Below are 26,160 nucleotides of genomic sequence, written 5' to 3' on the forward strand. Positions count from 1 at the left end.
CGGCTATGAACACTCTCGTCAGCAGCCTGGCCGCCCATATCCAGGCTCTACTCGACGTCAAGCACGCTCTGGGGCTGCCCTATCTATCGTCCGAGCGGCACCTGCGTGCTTTCGACGCGCTGTGTGCTCGCGATTACCCTGGGCAGAGAACGCTGACCCGGGAAATGGCTATGACCTGGGCTGTTGCCCGGCCCGGTGAGCACGTCAACGGCCAGATGAGACGGATCACCCCGGTCAGACAGCTGGCCAAACACATGAGCAGTGTCGGCGTCCCCGCGTATGTCATCCCGTCAGGAATCCCGGGCAGGCAGATCCACTACAGCCCTCACATTTTCTCGCACGAGCAGTTACGAGCGATCTTTGATGCGGCCGACCAAATTCCGGTCTCGCCCTATGGCGGGCAACGCCAGCTGCTCATCCCTGCGATTTTCCGTATGATCTACTGCCTAGGCCTACGACCTGGCGAAGCCAAGAGACTGCACCGAAATGACGTCGATCTGACCCGGGGCACCGTCAGTATTCGTGAGTCCAAAGGGCACAAGGACCGCATCGTGTTTATGTCGCCCGATCTGCACGAGTACTGCCGGAGCTACGACGCCGCAATCAGTGCCTTTCACCCAGACCGGACGGCTTTCTTCCCCAACCAATGGGGGAGTTTCTACAGTCCGTCACCCCTCAATTGCTGGTTTCACGAGCTCTTGACCGCCGCCGGCCCGGCCGTCGTGGCCAGCATCGGCTCACCGCCGCGTCCCTACGACCTGCGCCACGCCCATGTGATCGAGAACATCAACCGGTGGGCGCGTGCCGGCCGTGACCCGGAGGTTCTGGTTGCCTACCTGAGTCTGCACCTGGGGCACAGCAACACCGAGGACACCTGGTACTACTTCCACCTCGCCGCCGATTTCCACCCCGACCTGCGCCGGCTCGCCAACACCGATATCGAATCCATTCTCCCGGAGGCATCCCATGACTTCTGATGATTTCTTCCGCCTCGTCCGCGCCTGGCTGACCGTCCACCTTCCCCGGGCACGCAGGCTCAGCCCGCACACCATCCGCTCCTACAAGACCGCGCTGAACGCACTGCTGGCCTATCTTCGCGAAACCCGGCACCTGGAGCTGGCTGAGATCACCTTCGATGCCATCAACCGTGCCACCATCACCGGGTTCACCACCTGGCTGCTCGAGACCAAGAACCTGGCGCCCTCGTCGGCCAACCAGCGGCTGGCCGCGATCAAGTCCTTCCTCTCCTATTGCGCAGGAGAAGAACCGGCGCTCGTCGCGATCTGGCTGGACGTCAAACAAGCCCGGCCGGCCCGCGCACCGGCTCATGCGCCCGACGCGTTGACCATGACCGCCGTCGACGCGCTGATCCGGGCGCCAGGACAACACACCAGCCGTGGCCTGAGAGACACCACCATCATCCTGCTCATCTTCGATGCCGCCGCGCGCGTCCAGGAAGTCCTAGACCTGACGCGGGCAGACATCGACACCACCCCCGGCCGCGGGCGAGTGACACTCACGGGGAAAGGCCGGAAGAGCAGAACTGTCCCCATCATGGACAAGACCGGTCGCCACCTCGACCAATACCTGAGCGCGTTCCACCCCGGCATACCCGAACCGGACGCGCTCCTGTTCTATACGATCCGGTCTGGTCAACACCAACCGATGAGCCAGGACAACATCTCCTACCTGCTGAACAAGCACGCCACGGTCGCACGAGAGCATTGTCCGGATCTTCCCGAACGGAGGATCCATGCTCACCAGCTTCGGCACGCCCGCGCCATGCAGATGCTACGCGCCGGCGTGCCGCTGCCCCACATCAAGGAATTCCTCGGTCACGCCAAGATCACCACCACCAGCATCTACGCATCGGCAGACAACCAAATGGTCCGCGAGGCAATCCAGAAAGCCGCAAGCACCACACCCGACCTCGCCCCCATCTGGAAAGGTAGTGACGATCTCATCCTCCAGCTCGCCGGACTCAAATAGTTATCCCGAGAAATGGCCTCCTGAACCCGCGCCAGACCGCGCATGACGGGCACGACTCGGGATAACAGAATCCTCGGGATAGTCTTTCTTATCCCGAATTCGGGATAAGAAAGACAAAGCCAGCGTCGAAAACACTGTCTCGCACATCGCCACCTGGGTGATTGCGGGTCTGAGGCAGGAGCAGTTCACCAGCCTGGTGCAGCTGCGGGCCCGGATTCGGGAGCAGATCGATGCCTACAACCGACAGCCGTTCCAGAAGCGGGAGGGCTCCCGGCTCAGCGTGTTCACGGCCGAGGAGAAACCGCTGCTGCAACCGTTGCCGGCGGTGACGTTTGAGATCAGCACCTGGACCTATGGGCGCAAAGTAGGCCGGAACGGACACCTAGTCTGGGCAAAGAACTTCTACTCCGTCCCGTTCACCCACATCGGCGCACATGTTGATCTTCGCGTCACGGACACCATGCTCGAGATCTATCGGGGTGATGAGCGCCTGACCAGCCACCTGCTTCTGCCCGTGACGATGACGAACCAGTATCGGACGAACGAAGCCGACCTTCCTGAGGGGCACAGCTGGCAAGCCTGGGACCGGGCCCGGATCGACGCCTGGGCCTTACGGATGGGACCGGCGACCGGGACCGTGATCGAGAAGATCTTCCAGTCCGTCCGCATCGAGGAAGCCGGCTACGACCCGGCCTTGGCGGTCCTGCGCCTGTCTCGCAGGTTCTCACCAGCCCGGGTCGAAGCCGCATGCCAGCTCGCGCTGCGCGGGCCGATACGATCGCCCCGTTACGCCCACCTGCGGCCGATCCTGGACACCGGGCAAGACAAAACCGGGCACGTCGAGGACCCTGATGACGAAGATGGCGGATACGTGCGCGGCAGCTCGTACTACGCAGGAGGGACCCGATGAGCCGCCTGGACACGGAAACCAAACGCAAGCTGCGGGAGATGAACGCGGGCGAGCTGTTGGAGGCCATCGATACCCAGGATGAGACGCTGAGCATTAGCCTGCCGTTCGAAGATCGTCTCCGGCTGGTCGTCGATGACGCCTACGCGTCGTTCACCCATGCCAAAGTCAGCGGCCTGATCCGGCGGGCGGGGCTGCGCTACCCGAACGCTGACCTGCGCCGCATCGACCTCCTTGACGAGCGAGGTCTTGACCGGCCGCTGCTGAGCCAGCTCGGCACCTGCTCGTTCGTGGCCCGGCAGCAAAACGTTGTCTTCCAAGGGTTCACCGGGTCGGGGAAGTCCTACCTGGGATGCGCGATTGCTAAACGCGCCTGCGAGCACCGCATCCGCGCACATTACGTCCGCATGCCCGACCTCGAGGAAGCTTGGGTAGCAGCCCAAGACACCCCTGGCGGATCCGGCAAGTTCCTGCGCAAATATGCGGCGTTTACCCTGCTGGTCATTGATGAGTGGCTGCTGGATCGACCCACGGAATCGACGCGCACCATGCTGCTGGAACTGATGGAACGCCGCTACGGTGAGACGTCAACAGTGTTCTGCACCCAGTACTCGCAGAAGGACTGGCACCAGCGGCTCGGCTCCGGCGTTCACGCCGACGCGATCATGGACCGGATCATTCACAACACGATCTGGGTTGAGACAGGCAGCTACAACGTGCGCGAGCACACGGCACTCGTAACCGCCTAGCAACCGTCACGGAGGGCGTCAGCGGCGCCAGGCCACGCGACCGCTGGCGCTCTCCCGCACGAACCCCGGCGCTGAACCGCACGAACAGGTGGCGCTCAAAGCTTCAAATACTCAACGTCCAGGGGCTTGGGACTTTGCGCCCCCGGCCCTGGGCGGAATGCCAGATAAATAATGGACTTGAACAGCTAGCCCTGGGCTTTCGCGGGGCGCCGTCCGCCAGGCGGTACAAGCAGCTAAGGGGTGGTCTGAGCTGTGGAAATAGTGGTGTCGAGAGCGTTATTTGCCGTTGCGAAGGAGCACCTTTTCCTAAGCAAAAATAGTCGTATCTTCCCGTCCTTGCCGGTCAGTTTCACCGGCCAGTCGATGATTTACACGCAGGCGTTTTGGTCCTCACCGGTTAGACGCCGGACCGATGTATGGGTCATCAACGCCACCGACATCATCATCCCACTCAAGGATTCCCGGCGAGTAGCCGACCCTGTTCTATACTGACGGGCGCCGTGCCGCCGCGCTGCTGACCAACTCACCGCGGTAGCCTGGACCATTCCTGGCCGCCGGGTTCCACGCCCCAGGGCAGGCCCGAGAACCGAACCATAACAACAAACGACCATCACTGACCCTTATGAAAATTGAGGCTAGCCGATCTGTGCGCCGGTTGCGGCTGACCAGATAATTCTTCCGCCTTGGTAGGACTGGTAGCAGCCCCCGCTGGTGACGCTGCAGATTTCGGCGCTGGTTGGGTAGCCCAGGGCACCGTTTTCGGCTCCGGTGCGGCGGTAGAGGTCGCGGATTCCTCCGCTGCGGCTGATGTGGGCGCCTGTGGCTGTTGTCCAGAGGATTTCGCCGCGTTGGTAGGCCTGGTAGCAGCCTCCGTCGCGCAGGCCGCAGATTTTTGCGCTGGTGGGGTAACCCAAAACGCCGGTTTCCGCGCCTGCTTGGCGGTAAGTTGTTCTGATCGGACCGGTTTCTGTCAGTTGGGCTCCTGTGGCGCCCGACCACATGATTTCGCCGCCTTGGTAGGACTGGTAGCAGCCCCCGCTGGTGACGCTGCAGATTTCGGCGCTGGTTGGGTAGCCCAGGGCACCGTTTTCGGCTCCGGTGCGGCGGTAGAGGTCGCGGATTCCTCCGCTGCGGCTGATGTGGGCGCCTGTGGCTGTTGTCCAGAGGATTTCGCCGCGTTGGTAGGCCTGGTAGCAGCCTCCGTCGCGCAGGCCGCAGATTTTTGCGCTGGTGGGGTAACCCAAAACGCCGGTTTCCGCGCCTGCTTGGCGGTAAGTTGTTCTGATTGGACCGGTTTCTGTCAGTTGGGCTCCTGTGGCGCCCGACCACATGATTTCGCCGCCTTGGTAGGACTGGTAGCAGCCCCCGTTGGTGACGCTGCAGATTTCGGCGCTGGTTGGGTAGCCCAGGACACCGTTTTCGGCTCCCGCCAAACGATATCTCGTCCTGATCTCGCCGAATGGCGAAGGCTGTGCCCCCGTCGTGCTTGTGTATAGGATTTCGCCGCGTTGGTAGGCCTGGTAACAGCCTCCGTCGCGGAGGCCGCAGATTTCGCTGCTTGTGGGATAGCCGAGTCTGCCGCCTTCGAAACCTGTTTTAGCCCAAGCGTCACGGATCGGACCCACGAAACTGGGTTGCGCGCCTGTTGCCGGATGCCAGACTGCTGCGCCGAAGGTAAACCCTTGATAGCAACCACCGCCAGGTAATCCGCATGATATGTCAGAGGTGGCTGACCCCAGTGCCGGTGTGACTGCCCTCAGCTCCGCGATTGCTCGTATGGCGGCTGGCGGAACGCCATTCTTAGCGAAAGCGACAAGCCCTTCGTATGTGCCGTTCCATACGTTTGAATCGCCGGCGAACGGCCCTGTGCTGCTGTACTGCCACATACTGTATGTTTCCCAGCTTGAGGGAACTGGGCCGGCGTCATTTGTGGGCACACCAGGGTAGGCGGCGACCCACAGGGGATAGTCGCCAAAACCTTCAGGATCACTCAGGCATTGCCGCCACCAGGAAGTATTCGTATAAATCACGGGAAGGCGCCCCGTCAACGCCTGCATTGTGTTACCGAAATCCTTGACCCACGCCGTCAGTTGGGATGGTGACATGCCGTAGCAGGTATTACCGAAGTAAAAGCCGCCAATTGTCCGACCTTCGTAGGGATTGAACTCGAAGTCCAACACGGGGGGCAGGGTGTGCCCGTCGGGTGTCCATCCGCCGCCGGAATCCACAAAGTAGCGGGCCTGGTCGGCGCCTGAAGACCAATTGGGGATCGCAAAATGGTATGCACCGCGTATCATTCCGACGTTTCGTGCCCCTTGGTATTGCGAGCCATACAGTGGGTTCGTGTAGTAGTTCCCCTCACTTGCCTTTACATACGCGAAGCGAGCGCCCATCTTCCATTGTTGGAGCCAGTCAACTCCAGACTGGTGCCCGCTGACATCGAGTCCTTGAACACCGAAGGTAGGCATCCACGTGCCTTCTGTTGAGGGCGCAGCAGGCTCAAGCAGTGTTGACCGCAGGCTCTTACTTAGCACGCGAGTTGACCGCTGTCCCATTTCTGCGCCGCCTGGTCCAATTGCGTCCGCCATTGAGGATGCTGTCGTTGAGTCGGGCTGGGGGATGTCTGCGGTTGCAGGTACCGCCACGCTGGACGTCGGTTGCGACGAGCCTGTAGTTGCTGGAGGGGCCGACTCGGATGGCGCAAACGTGGAGGGAGGCAGGGGTGTACTCGCGGTGGACGTGTCTGTCGGGAGCAGTTCCGATGATGTGCCTGAGTCGTCGTGAGATTCCAACGGCAAAGTAGAGGTTGCCGAAGCTATTCCGGGTCCGGCCATGAGGGATACGGCCAGTGCGAGGACTGCAAGGGGCAGACGGGATGGTCGCGAGACCGGCGACGACGAGTAAAACTTCATGTGAGCTCCGGTTCAGGCGGCTCCCCAGAAGCGCGCCATCAGGATACGCGCTTTAGAGGCTCGAGGGCCCGACGCGAGCGCGGTATTTGGACTTGATGAGACCTAGCGGGCCAACCCTAACACCGGTGGTTTGAACGTTACCAGTGTTTCTGCTGTTCCCAGAGTGAATGATGCGGCAACGTTACTCGGCGAGGACCTGTTGACGTTTTTTTACAGCCGCTTGCTGTGGTGGTTGGGCGGGTGGGGCTCCTACGCCGTAGGCGAAGTGGGTAACCCTGGGCACATAGGATTGTGGCGTGACTAGACTCCCCAGGCCTTCGATCGTCGTGGCAGTGATTGCGTTTGCCTACACAGGATTGGGCAGTTGGCGCCCGAGCTTCTGGACCGACGAAGCAGCAACTTTGAGTGCTGTCAGGCGTGAATTTCCTGAGCTTACGGCAATGCTCAGCAGCGTTGATGCAGTACACGGCGCTTACTACTTCATCATGTTCGTGTGGTCTCGGGCATTTGGCTTTTCCGAAGCGTCCCTACGGTTTCCCAGCATCATGGCTGTCGTGGCAACGTCCTTCTTAATTGTGGAACTGGGGAAGAAGATCGCTGGTGTCCACTTAGGCGTTTTGGCGTCAGTGCTCCTGTTGCTGTTGCCCAGGACACAGTACGCCGCTACTGACGGGCGTTCTTACGCCCTAACTATTTTGGGTGCCGTTGCGGCCACCTATGTTTTGGTTTCCATCCGTGAAAGATCGAGAAGTTACAAGTGGGTGGTATACGCAGTTATCGGTCTCGTCACAGTGAGCCTTTCTTTCTATACTGTTTTTCTTTTGGCCTCGCATGCCCTCACTTTAATCTGGGATCAGAGACTACGCAGCCAGTGGCTAGGGATGATCAGCGCGGCAACCGCGTGGCTCGCGCCCGCGGTGTACATAGGAGTCGCTGCGAGTCAGCAGCAGTTTCAGATTTCTTGGATCAGGGAAGTTGGACCTGCTTTTCCATACGAAATCGCTTTTCTGCAATTCTTTGCAGATGGATACTTCTCCGTGGACGGACAGGTCTTCCCCGCGCCCACACCTGGCGAAGACTTCACTATGTTAGCCTTGGCATTTCTTTGCTGGCCACTGGCTATTGCGTGCGCCGTGTTGTTCAGGCGTCATTTCCTGGTCCGCCTTGCGCTGCCTTGGCTGTTAGTGCCCACGATCGCGGTGGTAGCCGCGTCGCTAATTCTTGGGGGCAATTACTACCTGCCGCGGTACCTGACGTTTGTGTTGCCGGCCATGGCATTTCTGGCAGCCTTGCCGCTAGCGTCGGCATTGCTATCCCGTTCCTTCGGTCGTGCAGCCAAGCCCGCACTGATGATGACGGCGGCCGCAGTTCTTGGCTTATGCCTTCCGTCCTATCTGGGTCAACGGACCCAGTATGGTCGGGACATCCAAGATGATTTTCGATTTATCGCGACGTCCGTTGAGCGCCTTGCAAATCGCGGGGACTGCTTTGTCATGAATTCCGACGTCGATCTGGCGCTGCAGGCCTACCCTCAGAGCTTTCAATACCTGGTCGATCCGACTATCGGCCTGACTGCGGCGCAATGGCGACGAATCTTCAACCAACGCTTTGATATTTCGAGTTCAGCGGCGAAGATCGCATTGTGTCCTGCCGTCGTTCTCGTTGAGAAGGCAGATAAATCGGAGATGGCATCAGCGTTGCATGGCCTCGGGTATTCGGGAGGGCACAGCGAACGCGGAACCTCCACAAGGGTGACTCGGTTTAGCCGCGAATAAGGGCAGCGGTCGGGCATTACTTTCGAATATCCACAGGCCAGTTGCTTTGACTTGGCGGCGTGCCTTTCGGTCCCTAGGCTGTATCCCAGTTGCACTGCCTCCGCCGGGGGCGGCAGTTGTATTTGGGGGATACATGGACGCTGTGCAAATCGTGGAAGACGAAGTCCGTGAGCTGATCCGTCGTCGTGGACTGGACCCATCGCGGCAGGCCGGAGAGGTCCGGCGGCTGGTTGAAGCCGCCGTGACCGACTACGACGAGCGGGCGCTGATGGGGCCCCTCCCTCCGATCGGTCCGTTGGAGGCTGCGCGCCGGTTCGTCTTTGATGCTGTGGCCGGTTTCGGTGTGCTTCAGCCGCTGTTGGACGATCCAACCATTGAGGAAATCTGGCTCAATGCCCCGAACGAAATCTACGTCGCACGGAACGGCGAATCCGAACTGACGTCCCTGAGCCTCACCGACCAGCAAGTCCGTGACCTGGTGGAACGGATGCTCAAAAGCTCCGGCCGCCGCCTGGACATGTCATCGCCCTTTGTGGACGCAGCACTGCCGGATGGATCCAGGCTGCACGTGGTCATCCCGGATGTCACACGCCGCCATTGGGCCGTGAATATCCGGAAATTCGTGGTGAAGGCGAGCCGGCTCGAGCACCTCGTGGAGCTCGGTACGCTGACGCCGCAGTCCGCCCGGTTCCTCGGTGCGGCAGTTGCCAGCGGTCTTAACATTTTGGTGTCCGGTGCCACCCAAGCCGGAAAGACCACCATGCTGAACTGCCTGGCCGCGAGCATTGGCAGCCGGGAACGGGTCATCACAGTGGAGGAGATCTTCGAGCTCCAGTTTCCGTTGCGGGATGTCGTGGGCCTCCAGTGCCGTCAACCCAACCTGGAGGGGGAAGGCGAGATTCCGCTGCGCCGGCTGGTGAAGGAGGCCCTCCGCATGCGGCCCGACCGCCTGGTCGTGGGGGAAGTCCGCGAAGCCGAAAGTTTGGACATGTTAATAGCCTTGAATTCCGGGCTCCCAGGGATGTGCACGGTCCATGCAAACTCAGCACACGACGCCGTAACCAAGATCTGCACGCTTCCGCTGCTCGCCGGCGAAAACATCTCCTCTGCCTTCGTCGTACCTACCGTCGCCTCCTGCATTGACCTCGTGGTCCACTGCAGCCGCCAGAATAACGGGCGCAGACAGGTCACCGAAGTGCTTTCATTGGGGCGGAGAGTCGAGAACGGCATCATCGAGTCGTCAATGGTCTTCGCCATGGATGACGGGCAACTGCAACCGCGGGCCAACTCCATGCCTGCCGCGGAAAAATTTGGCCGTGCAGGTTACGACGTCGCGGCGTTGCTGGAACCGCGCTGATGGCACCGCTCATGGGGGTACTTGCCGGTACCGGGTTCTTCCTTATCTGGTGGTCGTGTTGGGAAAATCCCCAACGGGCTGACCGGCCGGTCAGAACAAACCGGCTGGAAGACCTTCTGGCTTCCGCCGGAATCGAAAAAGTCACAGCGACGGGTCTGATTGCCAGCTGCCTGGGACTCGGTCTTTTTGTGGCCCTCGTATTCTTCGCGGTCAGCCGCTCGTGGCCGATGGCGGCATGCTTCGGCCTCTTCGGGGCCTGGCTTCCAGTCAGCGTGCTGAGGTGGCGGGCCAGAAAGAGAACGGCAATGCTGCGCCAGCTGTGGCCAGATGTGGTGGACCATCTCCGGTCAGCCATCCGGGCAGGACTCTCGCTGCCGGAGGCCCTCATCCAGCTGGGGGAGAAGGGGCCGGAAGAACTGCGGCAAGTATTCCGGGACTTCGGCTCGGACTACCGCGCCGGCGGCCAGTTCGATGCCTCCCTTAACAAGCTCAAGGACCGTCTGGCCGATCCTGTGGCGGACCGGATCGTCGAGGCCCTGCGGCTGACACGTGAAGTCGGAGGCTCCGACTTAGGGAAGCTGCTTGGAACCCTCGCGGACTTCCTCCGCGAAAACGCTCGGACCAGGAGCGAGCTTGAAGCCCGCCAGTCGTGGACCATCAACGCCGCCAGGCTTGCCGTCGCGGCTCCGTGGATCGTCATGGTCCTTCTTGCCACGAGGCCGGAAGCGGTCCAGGCATACAACACTCCGGTGGGTGCCGCAGTATTGCTGGGCGGCCTGGTGGTTTCCCTCGTCTGCTACTCGATCATGCTGCGGATCGGCGCCCTTCCGCAGGACGAAAGGGTGCTCCGGTGACAGGCACGCAGGCTGCCGCCACTGTCTGCGGAATCGTCCTCGGAGTGGGGCTCTGGCTGATCCTTGTCCGTTTGCCGGTGATGCGCGCCACCACCCTGGCCGAGCGCATCGAACCGCAACTGAAGTCACAGAACCTTGAGTCAAGGCTGCTGCGGGCCGGCGGAATCCAGAACGTCACGCCGTTCGGCGCGCTGGAACGCATCATGAGGCCGATGATCCGCGACGGTGTAACCGCGCTGGGCAGGTTGAACCGGGGCTCCAAAGGCCTGGCACGACGGCTTGCCCAGGCCGGCATCCACAAGTCGCCGATCGATTTCCGGGCGGAACAGCTGCTCTGGGCCGCGGCCGGATTTACTGTGTCGTTGGCACTGGTGGTCATCGGTGCCTTTGCAGGACGGTTCAGTCCTTTGCTGGCTGTTGCCTCGGTCATCGGCAGCGCGTTCGGCGGCTTCCTGTTCCGCGACTACTGGCTGGGTGTCCAGATCAGGAACCGTGAAGCCCGGATGATGGCCGAGTTCCCGAGCCTGGCCGAGTTGATGGCGCTCGCGGTCGGCGCCGGTGAAAGCGCCACGGGCGCCCTGGACCGCGTCTGCCGCAGCGCGCGGGGCGAGCTCTCCAAGGAATTCTCAAGAATCCTGGCCGAAACCAGGGCCGGCAAACCGCTCGTGGAGGCCTTGCAGGACTTCTCCGCCCGGACAGACCTGGGTCCGCTGGTCCGGTTCGTCGACGGCATCATCGTTGCCGTCGAGCGCGGTACCCCGTTGGCGGATGTGCTCCGCTCACAGGCCCAGGACGTCAGGGATACCGCCAAAAGGGACCTGATGGAGTCAGCCGGCAAGAAAGAGATAGGGATAATGGTGCCGCTTGTCAAGTGCTACCGTTTCTCTTATGGAGCACCAAAGCGTCGCCATTTATGTCCGTCAATCTGAGGACAAGACCGGCCAGGAAGCCGCCGTCGAACGCCAGGAAGCCGCCTGCCGGAAGCTTGCCGATGCCAAGGGCTGGGCCGACCTCGTCCTCTACAGGGACAACGACCGTAGCGCCACGACCGGCAAGGAACGCCCCGACTTCGAGCGGCTGCTACGCGACATCGAGGCCGGCTGTGTCGACGCCGTCGTCGTATGGCACCTGGACCGGCTCACCAGGACCATCCGGGACCTGACGCGCACGATCGAAGCGGGGAAGTCCCACCGGGTCAACATCGCCTCGGTCCACGGCGTTTCGCTCGACCTTGGAGACCCGACCGGCGTGGCCGTGGCAACGATCCTTACTGCCATCGCCGCGATGGAGGTCCAGCACAAGGGCAGCCGGCAACGGGAGGCGAACCGGCAACGCGCGACCGCTGGCCGTGCCTTCTGGACGCGGCGCCCATTCGGCTACGACCGGGACGCTGACGGGGCGGTGTTCGTAGTGGAAGCTGAAGCGGAACTGATCCGGGTCGGCGCGGAGGCAGCGCTCGCAGGATCCACCTTGGCCGCGATCGCCAAACAGTGGAACGCTGCCGGCTTTTCCACCACAGCCGGCGGGCTGTGGGGAGTGACCCAAGTACGGCGGCTGCTCATGAACCCTCGCTACGCCGGAAAACAGGTCTACAACGGCGAAGAAATGGCCTCCGGCGGCCTCTGGCAGCCGATCCTGGACCAGGACACACACCAGGCCCTGGTAGAACGCCTGACCGATCCGCGGCGCCGCACCGCCCCGGACGATCTCAACTCAAAATATCTCCTGTCCGGGATCTGCCTATGCGGAAAATGCGGCGGCAAAATGTTCGCTTCCCCAGTGAAGGTCAAGGGACGACAGCAGATGGTGTATCGGTGCTACAGCGGGTACTGCGTGCAGCGCGGGCTGGAGGCGGTTGACGATGTCGTGAACACCGTTGTTACCGCCCGCCTATCCCGGCCCGATGCCGCCTCGCTGTTCGCCAGTACGGTAGACGCGACGGCACTGCGCCGGAAGGCAACGGATCTCCGCGGCCGCCGCGACGCCTTGGCCGCGCTCCTCGCCGATGGCCTGCTCTCGGCGGTGGCGGTGCGGGAGCAGGCCGGGAAACTGGCCTCAGAGCTCCATGCCGTCGAGAGTTCCCTCGTTGCGCTGGACACTTTCAATCCGGCCGCAGCCGTCATTGCTGCCGACGATGTATCAGCTGCGTGGGCCGCACTGGACCTAGGAGCCCGCCGGCAGATCATCCGGGCCCTTATGGACGTAACCGTGCTGTCCGCCGGTAAGGGCGTCAGATTCTCGCCGGAACAGGTTCAGATCGAATGGAAAGGTGGTTCCTGATGGACGCAGAGGCACGGGCGGCCGAGTACTGGAAGTTGGCCAGGGACGCCGCTGCCGTCGCGCTGGTACGGGCCCGGACCAGCGGCGACGCGTGGCCGGATATCGTTGGTCCGCCCCGCATCCCCGTCTGGTGTACTAAGGGCCACGACACCGGCGTGGCTATCAGGGTAACGGCCGCCCCCGACCAACCAAACGATCCGTTCTGTATGTCCTGGCATCTGGAGCTCAGCGTGAATGGCGGCAAGGCTGAAGGCCCACCCGTCCCCGGAGGCGCGTGGGTCTTCACCTGCAAGGACTGCGGCAAACCTACGAAACAGCGGGACGCCCGCGTTCTTGGCGCGGCCCTGAAAGCCCTAGGAAATCCAAAATCGAAATACAGGATTTCTCTTACCTGAACCACTAGTACAGGTAAGATTTGTACCAACGAACGGGCCGCGCAGCTAGCCGTACTGCGCATCATGTAGGGGCCCCCATCAGGGGGAAGTAGCCAATTAGCTCCCCGGTGTGAACCTGGCAGTCAACTCTGCCCACCCGGAAAGCCCCCGTTCACAATGTCTCAGGCAATCCTCAAGGCAAAATCGCAACTCGGCGTCGCCCATCGCCGCCACAATCCAGAAGCAATTACGGCCGCCCGCCGCGACCTGGCAGCGGAAAAGCTCGCCGCATACGTGGAAAAAATCGTCAACGAGGCGCCGCCGCTCACCCGCGAGCAGCGGGACAGGATCGCTTCACTGCTTGCGCCCAACGCCGCTGATGAATCCACTACGGCAGGCGGTCAAGCCGCGTGAAGCAAAAAAGAAACCGTCCGCCCCTTCAGGGAAGGTGCGGACGGACTCGACACCTCAACGCTAGCACCAACAGCAGCCCCTCGCGCCGTAGGCAAGGGGGCGACACGCCTTGAGCAACCCGTACGCCACACACCGGGCGTTGCTGCTGCGACAGAGGCGAGACGCCCTGCCAACGGAAGCCCTGGCCTCGTTCCGGGAGATCCGGAGAGCCTGGCTCACCCACGCTGAGACCCGCAACGGCGGCAGAAGTTTGCCGACAGCCATGGAAGAACAGTTCGAGGACTGGATCATCACAGCCCTCGAACAGGGCAGGCAGCCGGGCGGCCTGGACCCGCTCGAATACCAGGCCGCCCTCGACGCCCACGACATCGAAGCCAAGGCCCGGGACCTCCGCAACCGTGACGCCGCCCGCAAACTCGTCGACGCCGAAAAAGTCCCCCACAGCCCGCCCTTCGACGCAGGGAGCCTAAACGAGATCCTCGCCCGCCCCACGCCGCCACCGGCACGAATCACCGACTGGATGCCCTGGGAAGCTGCCCTCCTGCTCGTCGCTCAACGCAAAGTCGGGAAGACCACGCTTCTCCTGCATATCTGCTTCTGCCTTTTGACGGGTTTCCCGTTTCTGGGCAGGTACCCGGTGCGGCCCGTCGACGGCAACATCGCACTGCTCAACTTCGAAGTTAGCGCGGCCCAGCTGGCCCGCTGGGCCCAAGAAGTCGGAGTCCCCGGCGACCGGCTGTTCCAGGTCAACCTCCGTGGCCGGCGAAATCCACTCCCCGTCCCGGAAGACCGTGCCGAGCTGGCCGCCCAGCTGCGGGCCTGGGACATCGAAACGCTCATCGTGGACCCCTTCGGCAGGGCCTACAGCGGCCAGTCCCAGAACGATGCCGGCGAAGTGGGGGCCTGGCTGACCGACCTGGACATGTTCGCCCGGTCTGAGGTCGGAGCAACCGACCTCATCCTGACCGCCCACGCAGGCTGGAACGGGGAACGCTCCCGCGGCTCAACCGCTCTGGAGGACTGGGCCGACGCCATCATCACCATGACCCGAGGCAGTGACAATGACGACGCCCGTCGCTACATCCGGGCCATCGGCCGGGACGTCGACATCGAAGAGGCCCAGCTCGACTTCGACCAGCAGACCCGCCGGCCGTTCCTTACCGGGCTGGGCGGCCGCAAGGAGGCCGCCACGGAGAAACACTTGCAGGAGCTCTCCGAAATCATAGTGGACATGCTCCGGACCCACGGCGGATGGAACACGTCAGATGTGACCAGGGCGCTGAAGGCCCAGGGCGTGGGGCATCAGAAGGGTGACCCGGGCAAGGCGCTTGCCATGGCCCTCCGGCAAGGAATTCTACGCGTGGAAGACGGTGCCAGGGGAGCCAAACACTACTACGTCAACTCACCTACCCCGACGTACCCCGACGTACCCCAACCGGGGTATGTCCCACCTACCCCGACCCCCCCTTTAAGAGGGGGGGTAGGTGGGGAGGGTAACTCAACCCACCAAACCATCGACCTACCCCGCAACCCGGAGACAGACCCTTTCGCACCGCAGGAGATGATCCAAGCCCCATGAACGACAGCACCGGACCCCGCCTGGTCCTAGCCCCCATCAACACCCTTCACGTCGCTGGCCTAGTCGTCACCAAGGACATCGCCAGACAGCTGGACGAGCTCGACTTCCACGCCTGGGAAAATTTCCAGCCGCTCGGCCGCATCAATCTCGGCGCGGGCAGCGGCGAAATCGAGGTGCTCGGCACAGACAGGACTTCCGGGCAGCTCGTCCGCATGCGGCACCTGGTCCGTCCACTCTGGGCTCCCGTGTACGACGAGCAGCACCAGATCGGCCCTTCAGCCGGCGACGGCAAGGACGACCTCCGCGCAGTCCTCACCGAGAGGTACAGCAAGCTCCCGCTGATCATTCTGCCCAAAGGATGAAACCTGACAGCGCACCCCCGGCCATTGACACGTATACGTCAAGAAACCCAACCAACGAAAGGAAACCCACCCCAACAATGGACGTGAAGCAGATTCAGAAGATCCTGGACGCCGACCGCATGGCTGTGGCCATGTTTCGCGCCGCGAAGCTGGGCGACGGGGCCGCGCTCGCGGCACTTGAGCAGCAGGTCCAACCGGAGGACGCCGACGCGCTGGCGGCCGCCCAGTACCGGCTCCTCGCCCACACAGTGGATGCAAGCCGCCGCTTGGAGGCCAGGGGCCAGTACGACGCCATGGCCGGCCTGGGGGCAATCCTCGACGCATACCAGGCAGCCATCGAAAAAACGGAGAACCAGCTGCGGTCATGGCGTGGTGAGGCGGCGTGAGCGAAGACGCCATCGCGCAGCTGCACGAGCAGCGGAACACCGCCGCCCTGCGCTGCGCGGATGCCCTCCACTCCGGTCAGGAGGAATATGCGCGCACCCAGGCGGCGAAAGCCGTGCGCCTGGATGAGGAAATCCGCGCCATCGATGGCGCACCGGACCACACGCACAACACCAACACTGAGGAGAGAGAATCATGACCACCGAAAATGGCGGCGGATCCGTCGCTGACGGCCGGCGCAGATGGGCCGAGCGCCACGCAGCAGAGAAGACCACCCCCGCAGCCCCCGAGCCCGATCACGTTCTGGGGGCCGACACGAATGCCGTGGACTCCATCCACGGCACGGCCTCGACACACTCCCGCGGCCTCGCCGCCGGAAGGGAACGGTGGAAACTCGCCCACGGACGATCAGCCGACGACGACGGCCCAGACGCCGCCGCCTGAAAAACCACCCGCAGACAAAGAGAAAGAAACCCCCGAAATGACGTCAGAAGCACAAACCACCATCATCCCCGCCGGCCAGATCCTACAGGCAGCCCGCGCAGCGATCCCGAACTGGACCCGCCATGACCGAGAGGCCACGCTCGCGGGCCGCTGGCTCCGTGAACTGGAATCCACGTGGGCCGGAAATAGGCCAAACACGCTGGGTTATGTAGTCCGCAACCCAGCCGTCGACGAGCTGGCCAGTGCCGCCGCCTCCGAGGCCGCCGAGTTCCCGGCCGGACTCGGCTCCCGCATCCGGGAGGCCGAGAACGCGGCCGTAGACCGCCGCCGCGAAATCCAAGAGGTCAAAACCTTTCTGGAGGACGCGAAGGCCCAGCGCGCAGCTGCGGCCGAGCAAGGTGCGGATAACGGCCTCGCCGTCCTGGATAGCCAGCTTCAACTCCTGGTCAACGACATCCGAGGCCTCGAGTCCCTTACACCGCTCCCCACCTTTGAGGAGCTGGCAGAGCACCCGGACGACCACGCCCTGGCTCAACACCGGCTCCGCGCCCAGCTTCTGGAACGCTACAACGCCATTCGGGATGCCCAGAACGCGATCGTCCGTGAGGCGCTCGCACACTCCAACGAGCATCCGGACGGAGGGCGCCGCGTTCTCCTCGCCTGCGGGCAGGTTCGAGATTGCATCGACGCGGAGGCGTACTGGTTGGCGCCACGCCGCGAACCCCTCGACCATCGGGACGCCGCCGCGTCCCCAGCCCTCACCAAATGGCGAGATGCCGCAGGAGACCCTGTTCTTTCCGCTCCGGCCTGGCGGGATCATCTTCCGGACAGCGCCCGCATCAACGCCTTGTTACACCTCGTCACCGCAGCCGAGCCCTGGGTTCCAAGCATCCAGTCAATGCTGAATGCTTGGAACTTCGCGAAGGTAGCCACGACCGCCCCGTCAACCAAGGCCGACGCGGAGCGCTCTGTTAAAGCTCTGCGCCTCTTGGAGGAGACAACTGCCCACCACAGTGAGCTGACCCCGAAAGAGGCGCTGCCCAAAGGCGACGGGCACAAGTCTCAATTCCGCGACGTCTACTAAACCCGCACTGGCCCCATGACCGGGCCGCGAGGGGTAGCAGGCCTTGGCATGGTGCCTTCGCCCCCTCGCGGCCCCCAGGGGGTAGGACCCCCTCCCCCCGGGGGCAAAATCTCGCCTCCCGCGCCTAGCGATTTTCTCTCCCCGGGGAAGACGGGCTCAACGGACATTCCGGACATTCTGACGCTTTGGGACAATTTTGGGAGAGGGGAGGGGAAGGCCGTGGCACGCGAACTCAAGCCCTGCGGAACGCCTGCTGCCGCCCGCCGTCACAGGCGGCGGGGTGAGCCGGTTGATGAACCTTGCCGGCAGGCCTCCCGCGATGAGGGGACGGCACGGACGGCGCGCCGGCAGGAGGCGTCGGCCAGGGCCGTGCAACTGGCCCTCGTGCGGATCCGCGGCACGGAATCCCGGCCCCCGCTGCCGCCCGCGGATGCGCCGCTCGATGAACTCGCCGAGGCCAGGGAGAACCTGGAGCTCGTAACTGCCGCCATGGTGGCCTCGCCGCCTGCTTCCATGGCCTCCCTATCCAAACGGCGGCAGGAACTCGTTACCCTGATCTGTGAACTGCAAGCCAAGGAGGAGAAGCGCAGGAAGCCGGGGGCCAGCGTACTCGACCAGTTGGCGGCCCGTCGTGCGCAGCGGCTCGCGGATGCAAAGGACCTTGAGTGTTGATTCAGTCCGGTTCCCGGCGGCTGCTTTTTATGCTTCGAGGTCGCTGTCATCGGCCAGTTGGCCGGAGGCAATCTTGGTCGCAGTCTCCTCATAAGCTTGGCTGATGTAGTCCTCAAGATCGGCCGTGGCGACTCTCCATAGGCCGCGGCCCCCAATCTGAATCCCGCGGAGATCGCCGGTCCGCAGCAGGCTTCGTACGAGTGGAATCCCAACATTGAGTTCCTCGGCTACTTGCTCGACGGTTAGAAACCGTCGTTTGGGACTATTGGCCGACAACTGTGCCTCCTCGGCCAGAGCGGGATGTTTCGATGTCGAGTCTTCCCCTGCGCAGGATTCCTGTCACGCTATTTGCTGGCACGAAGTCATCCCGGCGAAGGTGGAGCGCCACGACTGTCAGAAGTGAGACGGCATCGTTGAGGTTGTCGAACGTGGCAACGCGGGCGGCAGGTTCGCTCTCATGACGCGCTATGACATGCTCCATGGCTAGGAGCCGTATATGCGCTGGCCAATAAGAGAGCTCCTCGACTAGAGCCGCATCTTCGGTTTCCACCCGCCATCGAGTAAGGGCCTTACCCAAGTGGGGCGCTGCCGCCTCCACGGCTTGCAGATCCACGCTTGCCACCTCAACCATGTGGGCAGCGGCAGATATGACGTCGGCCCGGATATCCATCATCCTTAACCTGTCCGCCTCCTGGCGCTGTTCATCTAACCGCTCCTGCATGCCGGCCCGCTGAATCTCTAGCGCCTCATCGTCGCGTTCTCGCTGTAACTTGCGGGCAGTTTCAGCAAGAGTGGATTGGTGCGCATTGGTCCTTGTTACGACCAGCAAGGCCACGACGACGCTCACGCCAGCCGAGACTCCAGCACCTATCACACCGCTCCATATTTGCATCCACCAGTCTTCAGATATCCCCAGCCACATTCCCGCATCATAGAGCAGGCCCACCCGAGGTTTGGGGAACAGGTGGGGACACCGCGCAGAAGTAAGCTAAGGAACACGTCAGCGCTGGGGCTGGGCGTCGTCAGGATCAGTGGGGGAAAAATTGAAGAAGACAGCAGTGGCAGTGATGGCCGGTGCCTTGGTGTTGGGTCTGACATCATGCGGCACTCCAGTGGAGAAGGACGCGACCTATGGGACCGTCGAAGAGCTGGGGCGTGCCGTGAAAACCGTCGTGGAAGTCGACTGCGGACAGGGTACGGGAAACTCAGCCGAGCACGGCTGGGACCAGGACACGTGCGGAGACCGGGCTGTCATTGGCGTGTTCACTAATGACGCCACTCAGCGCGAAGTGAAAGCAAAAAACCCGACCGATGCAGATTCCGTCATAGTAGAGGGCCCAAACTGGATTGTCTGGGCCGCCGGCGGGCGCGAGAACGACATTAAAGAGAAGCTCGGCGGCACTATCGTCAAAGCCCCGACGCTTTTCAAAGGTCGCATCGAATTCCACGTGACCAGTCCATTGAAACCAGGCATTCAGAAGCTCAAGCCAGGGACAGCGATGGAGTGCAACGTTTCGCCTAGCAGCCTGATGAAGGATCTCTCCGGCGACAGCAAAGCCACGATAACCACTGCCTCAAAGCTGGTCCTCACCGGGGGCATTGTCTCCGGGAAACTGGACGGCGAAACAACCTGCATCCTCAGTTATGAGGTCCCGAATATCCCGGGGGATGATGGCCCCTATGAAGTGATGGTCGGATACCGTACGGCGGATCCTGTCTCCCAGAACGAATTGGCCCGGGGCGTTGGTCTTCAGCTCGGTTCAAAATAGTGCGGCATTCTTGAGGGATCGACGATGGAGCCCCACTCTATGATGCCTTCTATGGGTGAAGAAGAGTCGACCGATGATAGCCACGTGTTCAGGCCTCCGGAGAAAACTGGGGACGGTATGTCTATCGAACGGTTCGCAGAGATTGAGAAGGCAGACAGGGATGGAAGTCCGCTGGATGTCAGCGACGAGGAAAGAGCCAAATACGAAGACGAGCGCGCCTCATTGCTTGAAACGATGGGCCGTTTTCGAGAATCTTTGACAGGCACGTACAAGGCGGCGTTTCAGAAGTTGGGCAGGATAACGGTACCGAAGAGGACCCCCTTTGCAACGCCCGCGGCTGACATCACGAGGAACGGTGCAGTTGAGGCCATGCGTCGAAACGTCGAGAGCATCGCCTCCTACTCGGGTATTAGTCAGGAAACGCTGGACAATATGGCTGAGGCGAAACAGCTGGAACACGAGCGCGAAGAGCGCAACAGCGAGAACATTGAGCTCACGGCCGAGGTTATGCGCGACATGCTAGCCACAATGCATGCACAAGCCGTCGTCGCGGAATCCCGTGACAGGGAAGCCAAAAGCGCGGCAGCAAAGAACTACTGGGTGGCGCTGGGTTCGTTCATCTTTGCGGCACTGGCCGTCGTAGCCCCGTTCGTCATTGAAGCCATCAAGGGCTGGGACTAAAGTCCTTGGACTTCCCGAGCCACGTTATGACGCCCTCGCCTGGCGGGCTGGGTCAAAGGGGCGTAGCGGTGTTTCCCGGGCTGGAATCGCTTACCCTCGGACGCCGCCCGAGTTCGCATGGGATAGGAAGGGCGTCTTAGACGTTATGAATGCATAATTACTAGATGATCCCGGCCCTGGACACGACAACTAACTTTCTGCCGCTCGGTAGGTACGCCTGTACCCTCGACGAACTGAAGCAGCAGTACGTTGACGACCCAAGGTTTACAGGTTCAACAACGCGAGCTGCGATTTACGACGACTTTCTGGCTGCACGAAAAATGCTCGACGCGATCTCCCCGGACCTCATTGAAAAGGTCTGGGTCGGGGGAAGCTTTGTAACGGGGTTGACTGACCCGGACGACTTAGATTGCACCTTCGTGATAAGTGGACCGGCGTTTCGGGCTTTGGACACTAATGGCCTGCGCGCCAAGGTCATGGCGTTCAATAAGAAGGGGTGGGTTAGGAAGAAAGCTTTTCTTCGGGTTGAGACGTTCCTGCTGGTTCGCGAGCCTATAGCCAATCCGTGGCTAAAGGATGGTCTCCATCCTGATGCCGTTGCTTACCTCAGTGTCAGGGGTGCATGGGATGACTGGTGGATGAGGGTCCGAACAAACCCCGACAAGTCCGCGGCCCCAGTCCTTGAGGATGCTGAACCGAAACGGGGATACTTGGAGGTGAGTTGGAAATGAAAGGTGAACGGGACGTCGACGCTCTTTGGGCTGCCCTCATGGAGGATGAGCCTGAGGTGGATGAAACACGCCTCATCACCTCCTCTCAGATTAACCAACAGAGTGCCGCCCGGCTCGCCGGAATGACGGACGAGCCGGAACTCATGGATCGGATGAAACTTCGGTTTTCGGGCCAGTCGACCAATGATCACAGGCTGGCCGTAAGGACCGCTTCTAAGGGGCTCCTCGCAGTACAGGAATCCTTGAGTTCCGTCGGTGCAAGCATCGTGGACCACTTTGGAAGAGCTGGACGCTGGCCGGCCGAGGTGCTGGCAGCAACCGAATTGAAGTTCACGCCACGGGTCCTACCCGGCTCCATTGAGTTTGCACTGGTGCATACCGCACCTTCAGAAGAAACCGAGGCCCTCTTCACGCTGGAAAAGGAAAAGTCATCCCTTTTTGACCAGTCCCTGACCGCCCTTCTGGCACTCTTCACCAGCCTTGCGGACGATGATCTGTCACCTAAAGCGGTCAATGATCAGCTTGTGAGTTTTGGACCACGGACGTCAAAGCATCTATTTGACCTCGCTCAGGTGCTGCTCAGTGAACACCTGTCGCTGGACGTAGAGTGGCAATCACCGGAGGGCAAGATTAGCTGCGCCGGAGTCAGTCAGCGGTCCGCCGCCTACTTGAAGGAACTGGCAACGAAGAGTGCGTCGACTACTCATGAGCGAATACTTCACGGTCAGTTGATTACCGTCAGCGAAATTGACCGTCAGGGGCTGCTCCTGGACGACAGCACCAGGATCCTGCTGGAAGCAGATCCTGGCTTGCAGGATGAACTAGCGGCCCTATACCGCCGCCGGGTCCAGGCCACAGTTGCGGAGACGCTCAAAGTAAACCTATCGACTGGCGCTGAGACGAGAAATTACGTTCTGACTGCGCTCGCCGCCCTTGGCTCGGATTATCCTGACGTCGTGGAGGGGTCCATAAAGCTGGAGTCAGGGCCTCCGACCGGCCGTGCCCATGGTGTGACTTTACGTGATCTTCCGGCAAGCGACCGGGCTGCAAACCTGGGCGACGACGTCGTCGACGTCGCCTGGGATGACTGGAACCAATAGTGCAAGGCCCCCTGCCCCCCGGATTGGAGGGGCGGGGGCCTTTGGTTATCGGTCTGCGGCCGCCCGGACGTCTTCGGGGTGCCACTGCTGCCGAGAGCCGTCGGGCATCGTCACCCAAACGCCGTGGCGGGTGGCGCGCCAGACCCTCACGACGGGCCCGTCGGCGTTGCCGTGCATGCCAACGTACTTGACCCGCTGACCCGCCTTGAAAGCTGGGACCAGGGCGGCGGGTCGGTCCGCGACGGCTCCCATTTCGGTGGCGATCCCGGCCAGCTGCTGCTCGGCCTGGCGCAGCTGGGCCTGGACGCGGGCGATGTCCTCCACGCTCCCCAGGTCCGCGCTGATGGTTCCTTCCAGGTACAGCCCCGGGCGGCCGTTGCGCTGCCGGTAAAAGTTGCCGTCGAAGAGTCCGGCGATGTCCTGGGTGGGCTCGGCCGCGTCGTAGGAGGCTGCTGCTTGCTTGTTCATGGCGATGATTCCTTTTGTCTCTCTTCATTCCTTTTGCTTGGTGAGGTAAGTCACCTAGTACTGGTAATGGTGAACCATTGTGGTGCCACTGGTTTTCGGTGTCCTCCCCTTGACTGTTGTCTTCGCCGTCTACCCCGGCATAGCGGCAATCAGCCTGGGTCTTTAGGCGAACGTGATTGGCAGAGACAACCAGCCGGACCGCCGGCATGGAGAACGCGACTAGTGAATGGGACAGAAAATGAAAAACTTGGGATTACGGAGCGGAATGAAGCTCTTTGGCATGGTGGCAGCCATCTGGTCGGTGACACTGGCGAGCCTGTGGGCCACTGCCGGCGCCCTGATCAGCTTTGGCACGAGGCCTGGCACACGGCCTGCAGACCACCCGGAGCGCGGTGATGTCCCCGGTTGGGTCATGATTACCCTGATGTCGGCGGTCCTCGTTGCGGCTTTGCTGGCTTTGGCGGGCCCAGCACTGGAGTCGATGTTCAACCAGGCAATGGACAAGGTCGGAAACTAGCAATGCCTCAGTGCCGCGGGCGGCGTCTCCTCCACGACGGCGATCCCGTCACAGGCAGGAACCGCGTCCTGGGCGAAGCAGCAACAGGGGAACGCGGATCCGCCGTGGTGGACTTCGTTATGGTGGGTGGCCTGCTCACCATGTTCTTCCTCGCGATCATCCAGCTCACGCTTGTCCTCCACGTCCGCAACACGCTGATCGACGCCGCCGCTTCGGGTGCACGGTACGGGACGCTGGCCGACCGGGGAGCAGCAGATGCGGAGGAGCGCGCCGGGGCGTTGGTTGGAATGGCCCTCAACGCGGACTTCGCCCAGGACATCAGCACGTCGGAAGTGACTTTCCAGGGACTTCGAACGCTGGAAGTAACCATCAAGGCGCCGATGCCGGTGATCGGGCTGATCGGGCCCCGGGACATGCTGGAGGTAAAGGGCCATGCAGCTGTCCAGCCCTAACGCCATGCAGCCGCTCCTCAAGAGGTTTCGGGAGGTACTGTGCCTCCAGGTCGATACCGGTCCGGCTCCCGGCAAGGCCGGACCGGCAACCGGGGAACAGGGGAGTGCGGTCGTGGAGTTTACGTTCCTCGCACTGCTCCTGATGGTTCCGTTGGTGTACTTCATCATCACTATGGGCCAGATCCAGGGCGGGTCCTTTGCCGTCGTGGGGGCAGCCGACCAGGCCGCGAAAGTATATGTGGCCCAAGCGGATACGCAGTCAGCCCACCGCGCAGCCGAGCAGGCGGCCCTCATTGCGCTCGCGGATTACGGCCATCCTGCCGGAAACGCACAAATCTCCACGAGCTGTGAGCCCTCCGACTGTCAGGCGGCCGGAACCGCGGTCACGGTGACAGTCAACCTCACCGTGCCGCTGCCGTTTGTGCCGTTCGGCGACGGGTTCCGGCTTAATGCCAGCGAAGTAGAAGCCTCGTCCACCCAACTGGTGGGCAGGTTCCGGTGAAGCCCAACGAGGCCGCAGAGGAAGGCCAGATGCTTGTCCTGATCATCGGCTACGTCCTGTTGGCACTCTTGGTGACTACCGTCGTCGTCGGCATATCAAGCGTCTACCTTGAGCACAAGCGGCTGCTGTCCCTGGCCGACGGAGCGTCACTGGCCGCAGCCGACAGCTTCACGCTGGGTGATGTCGGATCCGGCGGCGGCAGTCCTGCCGCCGTTCTCGGCTCCGAGCGCGTCAGGAATGTCGCCACCGACTTCGTCCGCAGGAATCCGGGAGCCCAGCGCCTCGACCGCCTGGAGGTCTCCATGGCAACAGGCAGTCCCGACGGTTCCACCGCCGTCGTTGTCCTGACCGCAGCTGTCCATCCGCCGGTGGTGAATTTCCTGGTGCCCGACGGAATCAGGATCGAAGCTTCATCCACGGCCCGTTCCCGCCTGACGCGGTGAGCGACACCTGGGGTGACGGGCGTGACCGACAACGGGGAGTCCGGGCTCCGGCTGGATAGCGTAGGCTTAAACAACCATGGCCAATATTGATTTTTCCGCAGAAATCCGCGCCCTCCGCGCTACCTACATCTCCATCGAGCAAGTGAGCGATGTTGAGGCCCTGAAGGAGGACATCGCTGAACTCAGCGAGCGGGCGGGCGAGCCGAACCTGTGGGACGATCCCGCCACAGCCCAGAAAATCACGTCTAGGCTCTCCCACCGCCAGTCGGAACTGGAGCGGCTCAACAAGCTGACCGCGCGGATCGACGACCTCGAAGTCCTGGTGGAGCTCGGCCAGGATGAGGACGACGCCGATTCCATGGGCGAAGCCGCCGCGGAACTGGAGTCCATCAGGAAGGCGCTGAAGGACCTCGAAATTGTCACCCTGCTCTCCGGCGAATACGACGAACGTGAAGCCGTGGTGTCCATCCGTGCCGGCGCCGGCGGGGTCGACGCCGCTGATTTCGCCGAGATGCTGATGCGGATGTACCTGCGCTGGGCGGAACGGCACGGGTACCCGACCACCGTTATGGACACCTCCTACGCTGAGGAAGCGGGCCTGAAGTCCGCCACCTTTGAGGTCAAAGCGCCCTACGCGTTTGGAACACTGAGCGTGGAAGCCGGAACGCACCGCCTCGTCCGGATCAGCCCCTTCGACAACCAGGGCCGCCGCCAGACCTCCTTTGCCGCCGTCGAGGTGATCCCCCTGATCGAACAGACGGACTCCATCGACATTCCTGACAACGAGATCCGCGTCGACGTGTTCCGGTCATCGGGCCCCGGCGGACAGTCGGTCAACACCACGGACTCCGCCGTGCGCCTGACGCACATCCCCACCGGCACGGTGGTGTCGATGCAGAACGAGAAATCCCAGCTGCAGAACCGTGCGGCTGCCATGCGTGTCCTCCAGTCCAGGCTCCTGCTCCTGAAGAAGGAGCAGGAGGACGCCGAAAAGAAAGCATTTGCCGGGGATGTCAAGGCATCCTGGGGTGACCAGATGCGCTCCTACGTGCTCAACCCGTACCAGATGGTCAAGGACCTGCGGACTGACCACGAAGTCGGCAACACCTCAGCGGTTTTCGACGGCGAGATCGACGACTTCATCGACGCCGGCATCCGCTGGCGTACTGACAACCGCAACGCTGACAAGTAAACGTCCGGCCGTCCCCGCGGGACTGATCCCGCGACACGCCCCCGGAAGCGGCGTAAATAAGGCATAGGGACTGCGTATAGTCGAGGAGCCGGAGCTCTACTTCCCCCAAACAGAAGCCCGCGCACCGGCTGCAGATCTGGGCTGCGTACCATCAGTCATGCCTGCAGGG

Annotated in this window: 30 protein-coding genes and 1 pseudogene; 27 read left to right on the top strand and 4 right to left on the bottom strand. The window is 62.2% G+C overall.

What is annotated here, in order from left to right; genetic code table 11:
* Nucleotides 1–5: 5 nt before the first annotated feature.
* The 4 genes from EYS21_RS02525 to EYS21_RS02540 all read left to right on the top strand — a co-directional run bounded on the left by EYS21_RS02525 (nucleotide 6) and on the right by EYS21_RS02540 (nucleotide 3,645).
* Nucleotides 6–977, top strand: coding sequence for a tyrosine-type recombinase/integrase (locus EYS21_RS02525; protein WP_131131541.1), 972 nt, complete (start codon nucleotides 6–8; stop codon nucleotides 975–977).
* A complete protein-coding gene (locus EYS21_RS02530; RefSeq protein WP_131131543.1) occupies nucleotides 967–1,989 on the top strand; it encodes a tyrosine-type recombinase/integrase in 1,023 nt (340 codons plus the stop codon). Before EYS21_RS02525 ends, EYS21_RS02530 begins: the two co-directional genes overlap by 11 nt.
* A gap of 157 nt (nucleotides 1,990–2,146) precedes the next feature.
* The gene (locus tag EYS21_RS02535; RefSeq protein WP_131131545.1) at nucleotides 2,147–2,899 is read left to right on the top strand and encodes a hypothetical protein; all 753 of its coding nucleotides are present in this window, start codon (nucleotides 2,147–2,149) and stop codon (nucleotides 2,897–2,899) included.
* Entirely contained in the window at nucleotides 2,896–3,645 is a 750-nt protein-coding gene (locus tag EYS21_RS02540) for an ATP-binding protein (protein WP_131131547.1), read from the top strand. The genes EYS21_RS02535 and EYS21_RS02540 overlap by 4 nt, the downstream gene beginning before the upstream one ends.
* A gap of 635 nt (nucleotides 3,646–4,280) precedes the next feature.
* Here the strand turns inward: EYS21_RS02540 and EYS21_RS02545 are convergent.
* Complete coding sequence (locus EYS21_RS02545; RefSeq protein WP_131131549.1) at nucleotides 4,281–6,113, bottom strand: GH25 family lysozyme; 1,833 nt, start codon at nucleotides 6,111–6,113, stop codon at nucleotides 4,281–4,283.
* Between the two features lie 740 nt (nucleotides 6,114–6,853).
* Between EYS21_RS02545 and EYS21_RS02550 the strand changes: the two genes are divergently transcribed.
* From EYS21_RS02550 to EYS21_RS02615, 14 genes and pseudogenes are all read left to right on the top strand, one after another.
* A complete protein-coding gene (locus tag EYS21_RS02550) occupies nucleotides 6,854–8,332 on the top strand; it encodes a glycosyltransferase family 39 protein (protein WP_131131551.1) in 1,479 nt (492 codons plus the stop codon).
* A gap of 133 nt (nucleotides 8,333–8,465) precedes the next feature.
* Nucleotides 8,466–9,689, top strand: coding sequence for an ATPase, T2SS/T4P/T4SS family (locus EYS21_RS02555; protein ID WP_131131553.1), 1,224 nt, complete (start codon nucleotides 8,466–8,468; stop codon nucleotides 9,687–9,689).
* Nucleotides 9,689–10,543, top strand: a complete 855-nt coding sequence (locus EYS21_RS02560) for a type II secretion system F family protein (protein ID WP_131131554.1) — start codon at nucleotides 9,689–9,691, stop codon at nucleotides 10,541–10,543. Before EYS21_RS02555 ends, EYS21_RS02560 begins: the two co-directional genes overlap by 1 nt.
* Nucleotides 10,540–11,423, top strand: a pseudogene (locus EYS21_RS02565) (type II secretion system F family protein); the annotation flags it as partial. The gene EYS21_RS02560 and the pseudogene EYS21_RS02565, both read left to right, overlap by 4 nt.
* An 8-nt stretch (nucleotides 11,424–11,431) precedes the next feature.
* Nucleotides 11,432–12,823, top strand: a complete 1,392-nt coding sequence (locus tag EYS21_RS02570) for a recombinase family protein (RefSeq protein WP_131131557.1) — start codon at nucleotides 11,432–11,434, stop codon at nucleotides 12,821–12,823.
* A complete protein-coding gene (locus tag EYS21_RS02575) occupies nucleotides 12,823–13,218 on the top strand; it encodes a hypothetical protein (protein WP_131131559.1) in 396 nt (131 codons plus the stop codon). Before EYS21_RS02570 ends, EYS21_RS02575 begins: the two co-directional genes overlap by 1 nt.
* A 156-nt stretch (nucleotides 13,219–13,374) precedes the next feature.
* The gene (locus tag EYS21_RS02580) at nucleotides 13,375–13,611 is read left to right on the top strand and encodes a hypothetical protein (RefSeq protein WP_131131560.1); all 237 of its coding nucleotides are present in this window, start codon (nucleotides 13,375–13,377) and stop codon (nucleotides 13,609–13,611) included.
* A gap of 262 nt (nucleotides 13,612–13,873) precedes the next feature.
* Nucleotides 13,874–15,190, top strand: a complete 1,317-nt coding sequence (locus EYS21_RS02585; protein ID WP_131131562.1) for an AAA family ATPase — start codon at nucleotides 13,874–13,876, stop codon at nucleotides 15,188–15,190.
* Nucleotides 15,187–15,552, top strand: a complete 366-nt coding sequence (locus EYS21_RS02590; RefSeq protein WP_131131564.1) for a hypothetical protein — start codon at nucleotides 15,187–15,189, stop codon at nucleotides 15,550–15,552. The genes EYS21_RS02585 and EYS21_RS02590 overlap by 4 nt, the downstream gene beginning before the upstream one ends.
* Nucleotides 15,553–15,635: 83 nt before the next feature.
* Nucleotides 15,636–15,938, top strand: a complete 303-nt coding sequence (locus EYS21_RS02595) for a hypothetical protein (protein ID WP_131131566.1) — start codon at nucleotides 15,636–15,638, stop codon at nucleotides 15,936–15,938.
* Entirely contained in the window at nucleotides 15,935–16,135 is a 201-nt protein-coding gene (locus EYS21_RS02600; RefSeq protein ID WP_131131568.1) for a hypothetical protein, read from the top strand. The genes EYS21_RS02595 and EYS21_RS02600 overlap by 4 nt, the downstream gene beginning before the upstream one ends.
* A complete protein-coding gene (locus EYS21_RS02605) occupies nucleotides 16,132–16,380 on the top strand; it encodes a hypothetical protein (protein ID WP_131131570.1) in 249 nt (82 codons plus the stop codon). The genes EYS21_RS02600 and EYS21_RS02605 overlap by 4 nt, the downstream gene beginning before the upstream one ends.
* Before the next feature lie 37 nt (nucleotides 16,381–16,417).
* A complete protein-coding gene (locus tag EYS21_RS02610) occupies nucleotides 16,418–17,464 on the top strand; it encodes a hypothetical protein (protein WP_131131571.1) in 1,047 nt (348 codons plus the stop codon).
* A gap of 219 nt (nucleotides 17,465–17,683) precedes the next feature.
* Nucleotides 17,684–18,136, top strand: a complete 453-nt coding sequence (locus EYS21_RS02615; RefSeq protein ID WP_131131573.1) for a hypothetical protein — start codon at nucleotides 17,684–17,686, stop codon at nucleotides 18,134–18,136.
* Nucleotides 18,137–18,163: 27 nt separating this feature from the next.
* Here the strand turns inward: EYS21_RS02615 and EYS21_RS02620 are convergent, their stop codons facing one another.
* Complete coding sequence (locus EYS21_RS02620) at nucleotides 18,164–18,412, bottom strand: helix-turn-helix domain-containing protein (RefSeq protein WP_131131574.1); 249 nt, start codon at nucleotides 18,410–18,412, stop codon at nucleotides 18,164–18,166.
* Nucleotides 18,399–19,082: a hypothetical protein gene (locus tag EYS21_RS02625; protein WP_131131576.1), complete on the bottom strand. Its 684-nt coding sequence runs from the start codon at nucleotides 19,080–19,082 to the stop codon at nucleotides 18,399–18,401. The genes EYS21_RS02620 and EYS21_RS02625 overlap by 14 nt, the downstream gene beginning before the upstream one ends.
* A 97-nt stretch (nucleotides 19,083–19,179) precedes the next feature.
* Between EYS21_RS02625 and EYS21_RS02630 the strand changes: the two genes are divergently transcribed.
* The 4 genes from EYS21_RS02630 to EYS21_RS02645 all read left to right on the top strand — a co-directional run bounded on the left by EYS21_RS02630 (nucleotide 19,180) and on the right by EYS21_RS02645 (nucleotide 22,417).
* Nucleotides 19,180–19,905, top strand: coding sequence for a hypothetical protein (locus EYS21_RS02630; protein WP_131131578.1), 726 nt, complete (start codon nucleotides 19,180–19,182; stop codon nucleotides 19,903–19,905).
* Between the two features lie 51 nt (nucleotides 19,906–19,956).
* Entirely contained in the window at nucleotides 19,957–20,586 is a 630-nt protein-coding gene (locus tag EYS21_RS02635) for a hypothetical protein (RefSeq protein ID WP_131131580.1), read from the top strand.
* A 164-nt stretch (nucleotides 20,587–20,750) separates the two neighbouring features.
* Nucleotides 20,751–21,317, top strand: coding sequence for a hypothetical protein (locus EYS21_RS02640; protein ID WP_131131582.1), 567 nt, complete (start codon nucleotides 20,751–20,753; stop codon nucleotides 21,315–21,317).
* Nucleotides 21,314–22,417 carry a hypothetical protein gene (locus EYS21_RS02645; RefSeq protein WP_131131583.1) on the top strand — a complete coding sequence of 368 codons (1,104 nt, stop codon included), beginning with the start codon at nucleotides 21,314–21,316 and terminating at the stop codon, nucleotides 22,415–22,417. The genes EYS21_RS02640 and EYS21_RS02645 overlap by 4 nt, the downstream gene beginning before the upstream one ends.
* Before the next feature lie 45 nt (nucleotides 22,418–22,462).
* Here EYS21_RS02645 and EYS21_RS02650 read toward each other — a convergent pair whose 3' ends face one another.
* Nucleotides 22,463–22,885 carry a hypothetical protein gene (locus tag EYS21_RS02650; protein ID WP_131131585.1) on the bottom strand — a complete coding sequence of 141 codons (423 nt, stop codon included), beginning with the start codon at nucleotides 22,883–22,885 and terminating at the stop codon, nucleotides 22,463–22,465.
* A gap of 265 nt (nucleotides 22,886–23,150) precedes the next feature.
* On the opposite strand from EYS21_RS02650, the gene EYS21_RS02655 reads away from it, so the two are divergent.
* The 5 genes from EYS21_RS02655 to prfB all read left to right on the top strand — a co-directional run bounded on the left by EYS21_RS02655 (nucleotide 23,151) and on the right by prfB (nucleotide 25,991).
* On the top strand, nucleotides 23,151–23,402 hold the full coding sequence (locus EYS21_RS02655) for a hypothetical protein (protein ID WP_242633245.1): 252 nt from the start codon (nucleotides 23,151–23,153) through the stop codon (nucleotides 23,400–23,402).
* A 2-nt stretch (nucleotides 23,403–23,404) separates the two neighbouring features.
* Nucleotides 23,405–23,854: a TadE family protein gene (locus tag EYS21_RS02660; protein ID WP_131131589.1), complete on the top strand. Its 450-nt coding sequence runs from the start codon at nucleotides 23,405–23,407 to the stop codon at nucleotides 23,852–23,854.
* Entirely contained in the window at nucleotides 23,835–24,356 is a 522-nt protein-coding gene (locus EYS21_RS02665; protein WP_242633246.1) for a hypothetical protein, read from the top strand. Before EYS21_RS02660 ends, EYS21_RS02665 begins: the two co-directional genes overlap by 20 nt.
* Before the next feature lie 29 nt (nucleotides 24,357–24,385).
* Nucleotides 24,386–24,799 carry a pilus assembly protein TadG-related protein gene (locus tag EYS21_RS02670; RefSeq protein WP_131131897.1) on the top strand — a complete coding sequence of 138 codons (414 nt, stop codon included), beginning with the start codon at nucleotides 24,386–24,388 and terminating at the stop codon, nucleotides 24,797–24,799.
* A 76-nt stretch (nucleotides 24,800–24,875) separates the two neighbouring features.
* Complete coding sequence (prfB, locus tag EYS21_RS02675; RefSeq protein WP_131131591.1) at nucleotides 24,876–25,991, top strand: peptide chain release factor 2; 1,116 nt, start codon at nucleotides 24,876–24,878, stop codon at nucleotides 25,989–25,991.
* Nucleotides 25,992–26,160: the final 169 nt, after the last annotated feature.

It is taken from the genome of Arthrobacter sp. S39 (assembly GCF_004320525.1).
Taxonomy (GTDB): domain Bacteria; phylum Actinomycetota; class Actinomycetes; order Actinomycetales; family Micrococcaceae; genus Arthrobacter.

Excerpts from the sequence above, each read along its gene's own strand:
- EYS21_RS02585 (WP_131131562.1), top strand. The coding sequence starts at position 13,874 with ATGGAAGAACAGTTCGAGGACTGGATCATCACAGCCCTCGAACAGGGC.
- EYS21_RS02560 (WP_131131554.1), top strand. The coding sequence starts at position 9,689 with ATGGCACCGCTCATGGGGGTACTTGCCGGTACCGGGTTCTTCCTTATC.
- EYS21_RS02670 (WP_131131897.1), top strand. The coding sequence starts at position 24,386 with ATGCTTGTCCTGATCATCGGCTACGTCCTGTTGGCACTCTTGGTGACT.
- EYS21_RS02525 (WP_131131541.1), top strand. The coding sequence starts at position 6 with ATGAACACTCTCGTCAGCAGCCTGGCCGCCCATATCCAGGCTCTACTC.
- EYS21_RS02605 (WP_131131570.1), top strand. The coding sequence starts at position 16,132 with ATGACCACCGAAAATGGCGGCGGATCCGTCGCTGACGGCCGGCGCAGA.
- EYS21_RS02655 (WP_242633245.1), top strand. The coding sequence starts at position 23,151 with ATGAAGCTCTTTGGCATGGTGGCAGCCATCTGGTCGGTGACACTGGCG.
- EYS21_RS02645 (WP_131131583.1), top strand. The coding sequence starts at position 21,314 with ATGAAAGGTGAACGGGACGTCGACGCTCTTTGGGCTGCCCTCATGGAG.
- EYS21_RS02590 (WP_131131564.1), top strand. The coding sequence starts at position 15,187 with ATGAACGACAGCACCGGACCCCGCCTGGTCCTAGCCCCCATCAACACC.
- EYS21_RS02555 (WP_131131553.1), top strand. The coding sequence starts at position 8,466 with ATGGACGCTGTGCAAATCGTGGAAGACGAAGTCCGTGAGCTGATCCGT.
- EYS21_RS02575 (WP_131131559.1), top strand. The coding sequence starts at position 12,823 with ATGGACGCAGAGGCACGGGCGGCCGAGTACTGGAAGTTGGCCAGGGAC.
- EYS21_RS02570 (WP_131131557.1), top strand. The coding sequence starts at position 11,432 with ATGGAGCACCAAAGCGTCGCCATTTATGTCCGTCAATCTGAGGACAAG.
- EYS21_RS02660 (WP_131131589.1), top strand. The coding sequence starts at position 23,405 with ATGCCTCAGTGCCGCGGGCGGCGTCTCCTCCACGACGGCGATCCCGTC.
- EYS21_RS02640 (WP_131131582.1), top strand. The coding sequence starts at position 20,751 with ATGATCCCGGCCCTGGACACGACAACTAACTTTCTGCCGCTCGGTAGG.
- EYS21_RS02665 (WP_242633246.1), top strand. The coding sequence starts at position 23,835 with ATGCAGCTGTCCAGCCCTAACGCCATGCAGCCGCTCCTCAAGAGGTTT.
- prfB (WP_131131591.1), top strand. The coding sequence starts at position 24,876 with ATGGCCAATATTGATTTTTCCGCAGAAATCCGCGCCCTCCGCGCTACC.
- EYS21_RS02530 (WP_131131543.1), top strand. The coding sequence starts at position 967 with ATGACTTCTGATGATTTCTTCCGCCTCGTCCGCGCCTGGCTGACCGTC.
- EYS21_RS02545 (WP_131131549.1), bottom strand. The coding sequence starts at position 6,113 with ATGCCTACCTTCGGTGTTCAAGGACTCGATGTCAGCGGGCACCAGTCT.
- EYS21_RS02580 (WP_131131560.1), top strand. The coding sequence starts at position 13,375 with ATGTCTCAGGCAATCCTCAAGGCAAAATCGCAACTCGGCGTCGCCCAT.
- EYS21_RS02540 (WP_131131547.1), top strand. The coding sequence starts at position 2,896 with ATGAGCCGCCTGGACACGGAAACCAAACGCAAGCTGCGGGAGATGAAC.
- EYS21_RS02650 (WP_131131585.1), bottom strand. The coding sequence starts at position 22,885 with ATGAACAAGCAAGCAGCAGCCTCCTACGACGCGGCCGAGCCCACCCAG.
- EYS21_RS02610 (WP_131131571.1), top strand. The coding sequence starts at position 16,418 with ATGACGTCAGAAGCACAAACCACCATCATCCCCGCCGGCCAGATCCTA.
- EYS21_RS02635 (WP_131131580.1), top strand. The coding sequence starts at position 19,957 with ATGGGTGAAGAAGAGTCGACCGATGATAGCCACGTGTTCAGGCCTCCG.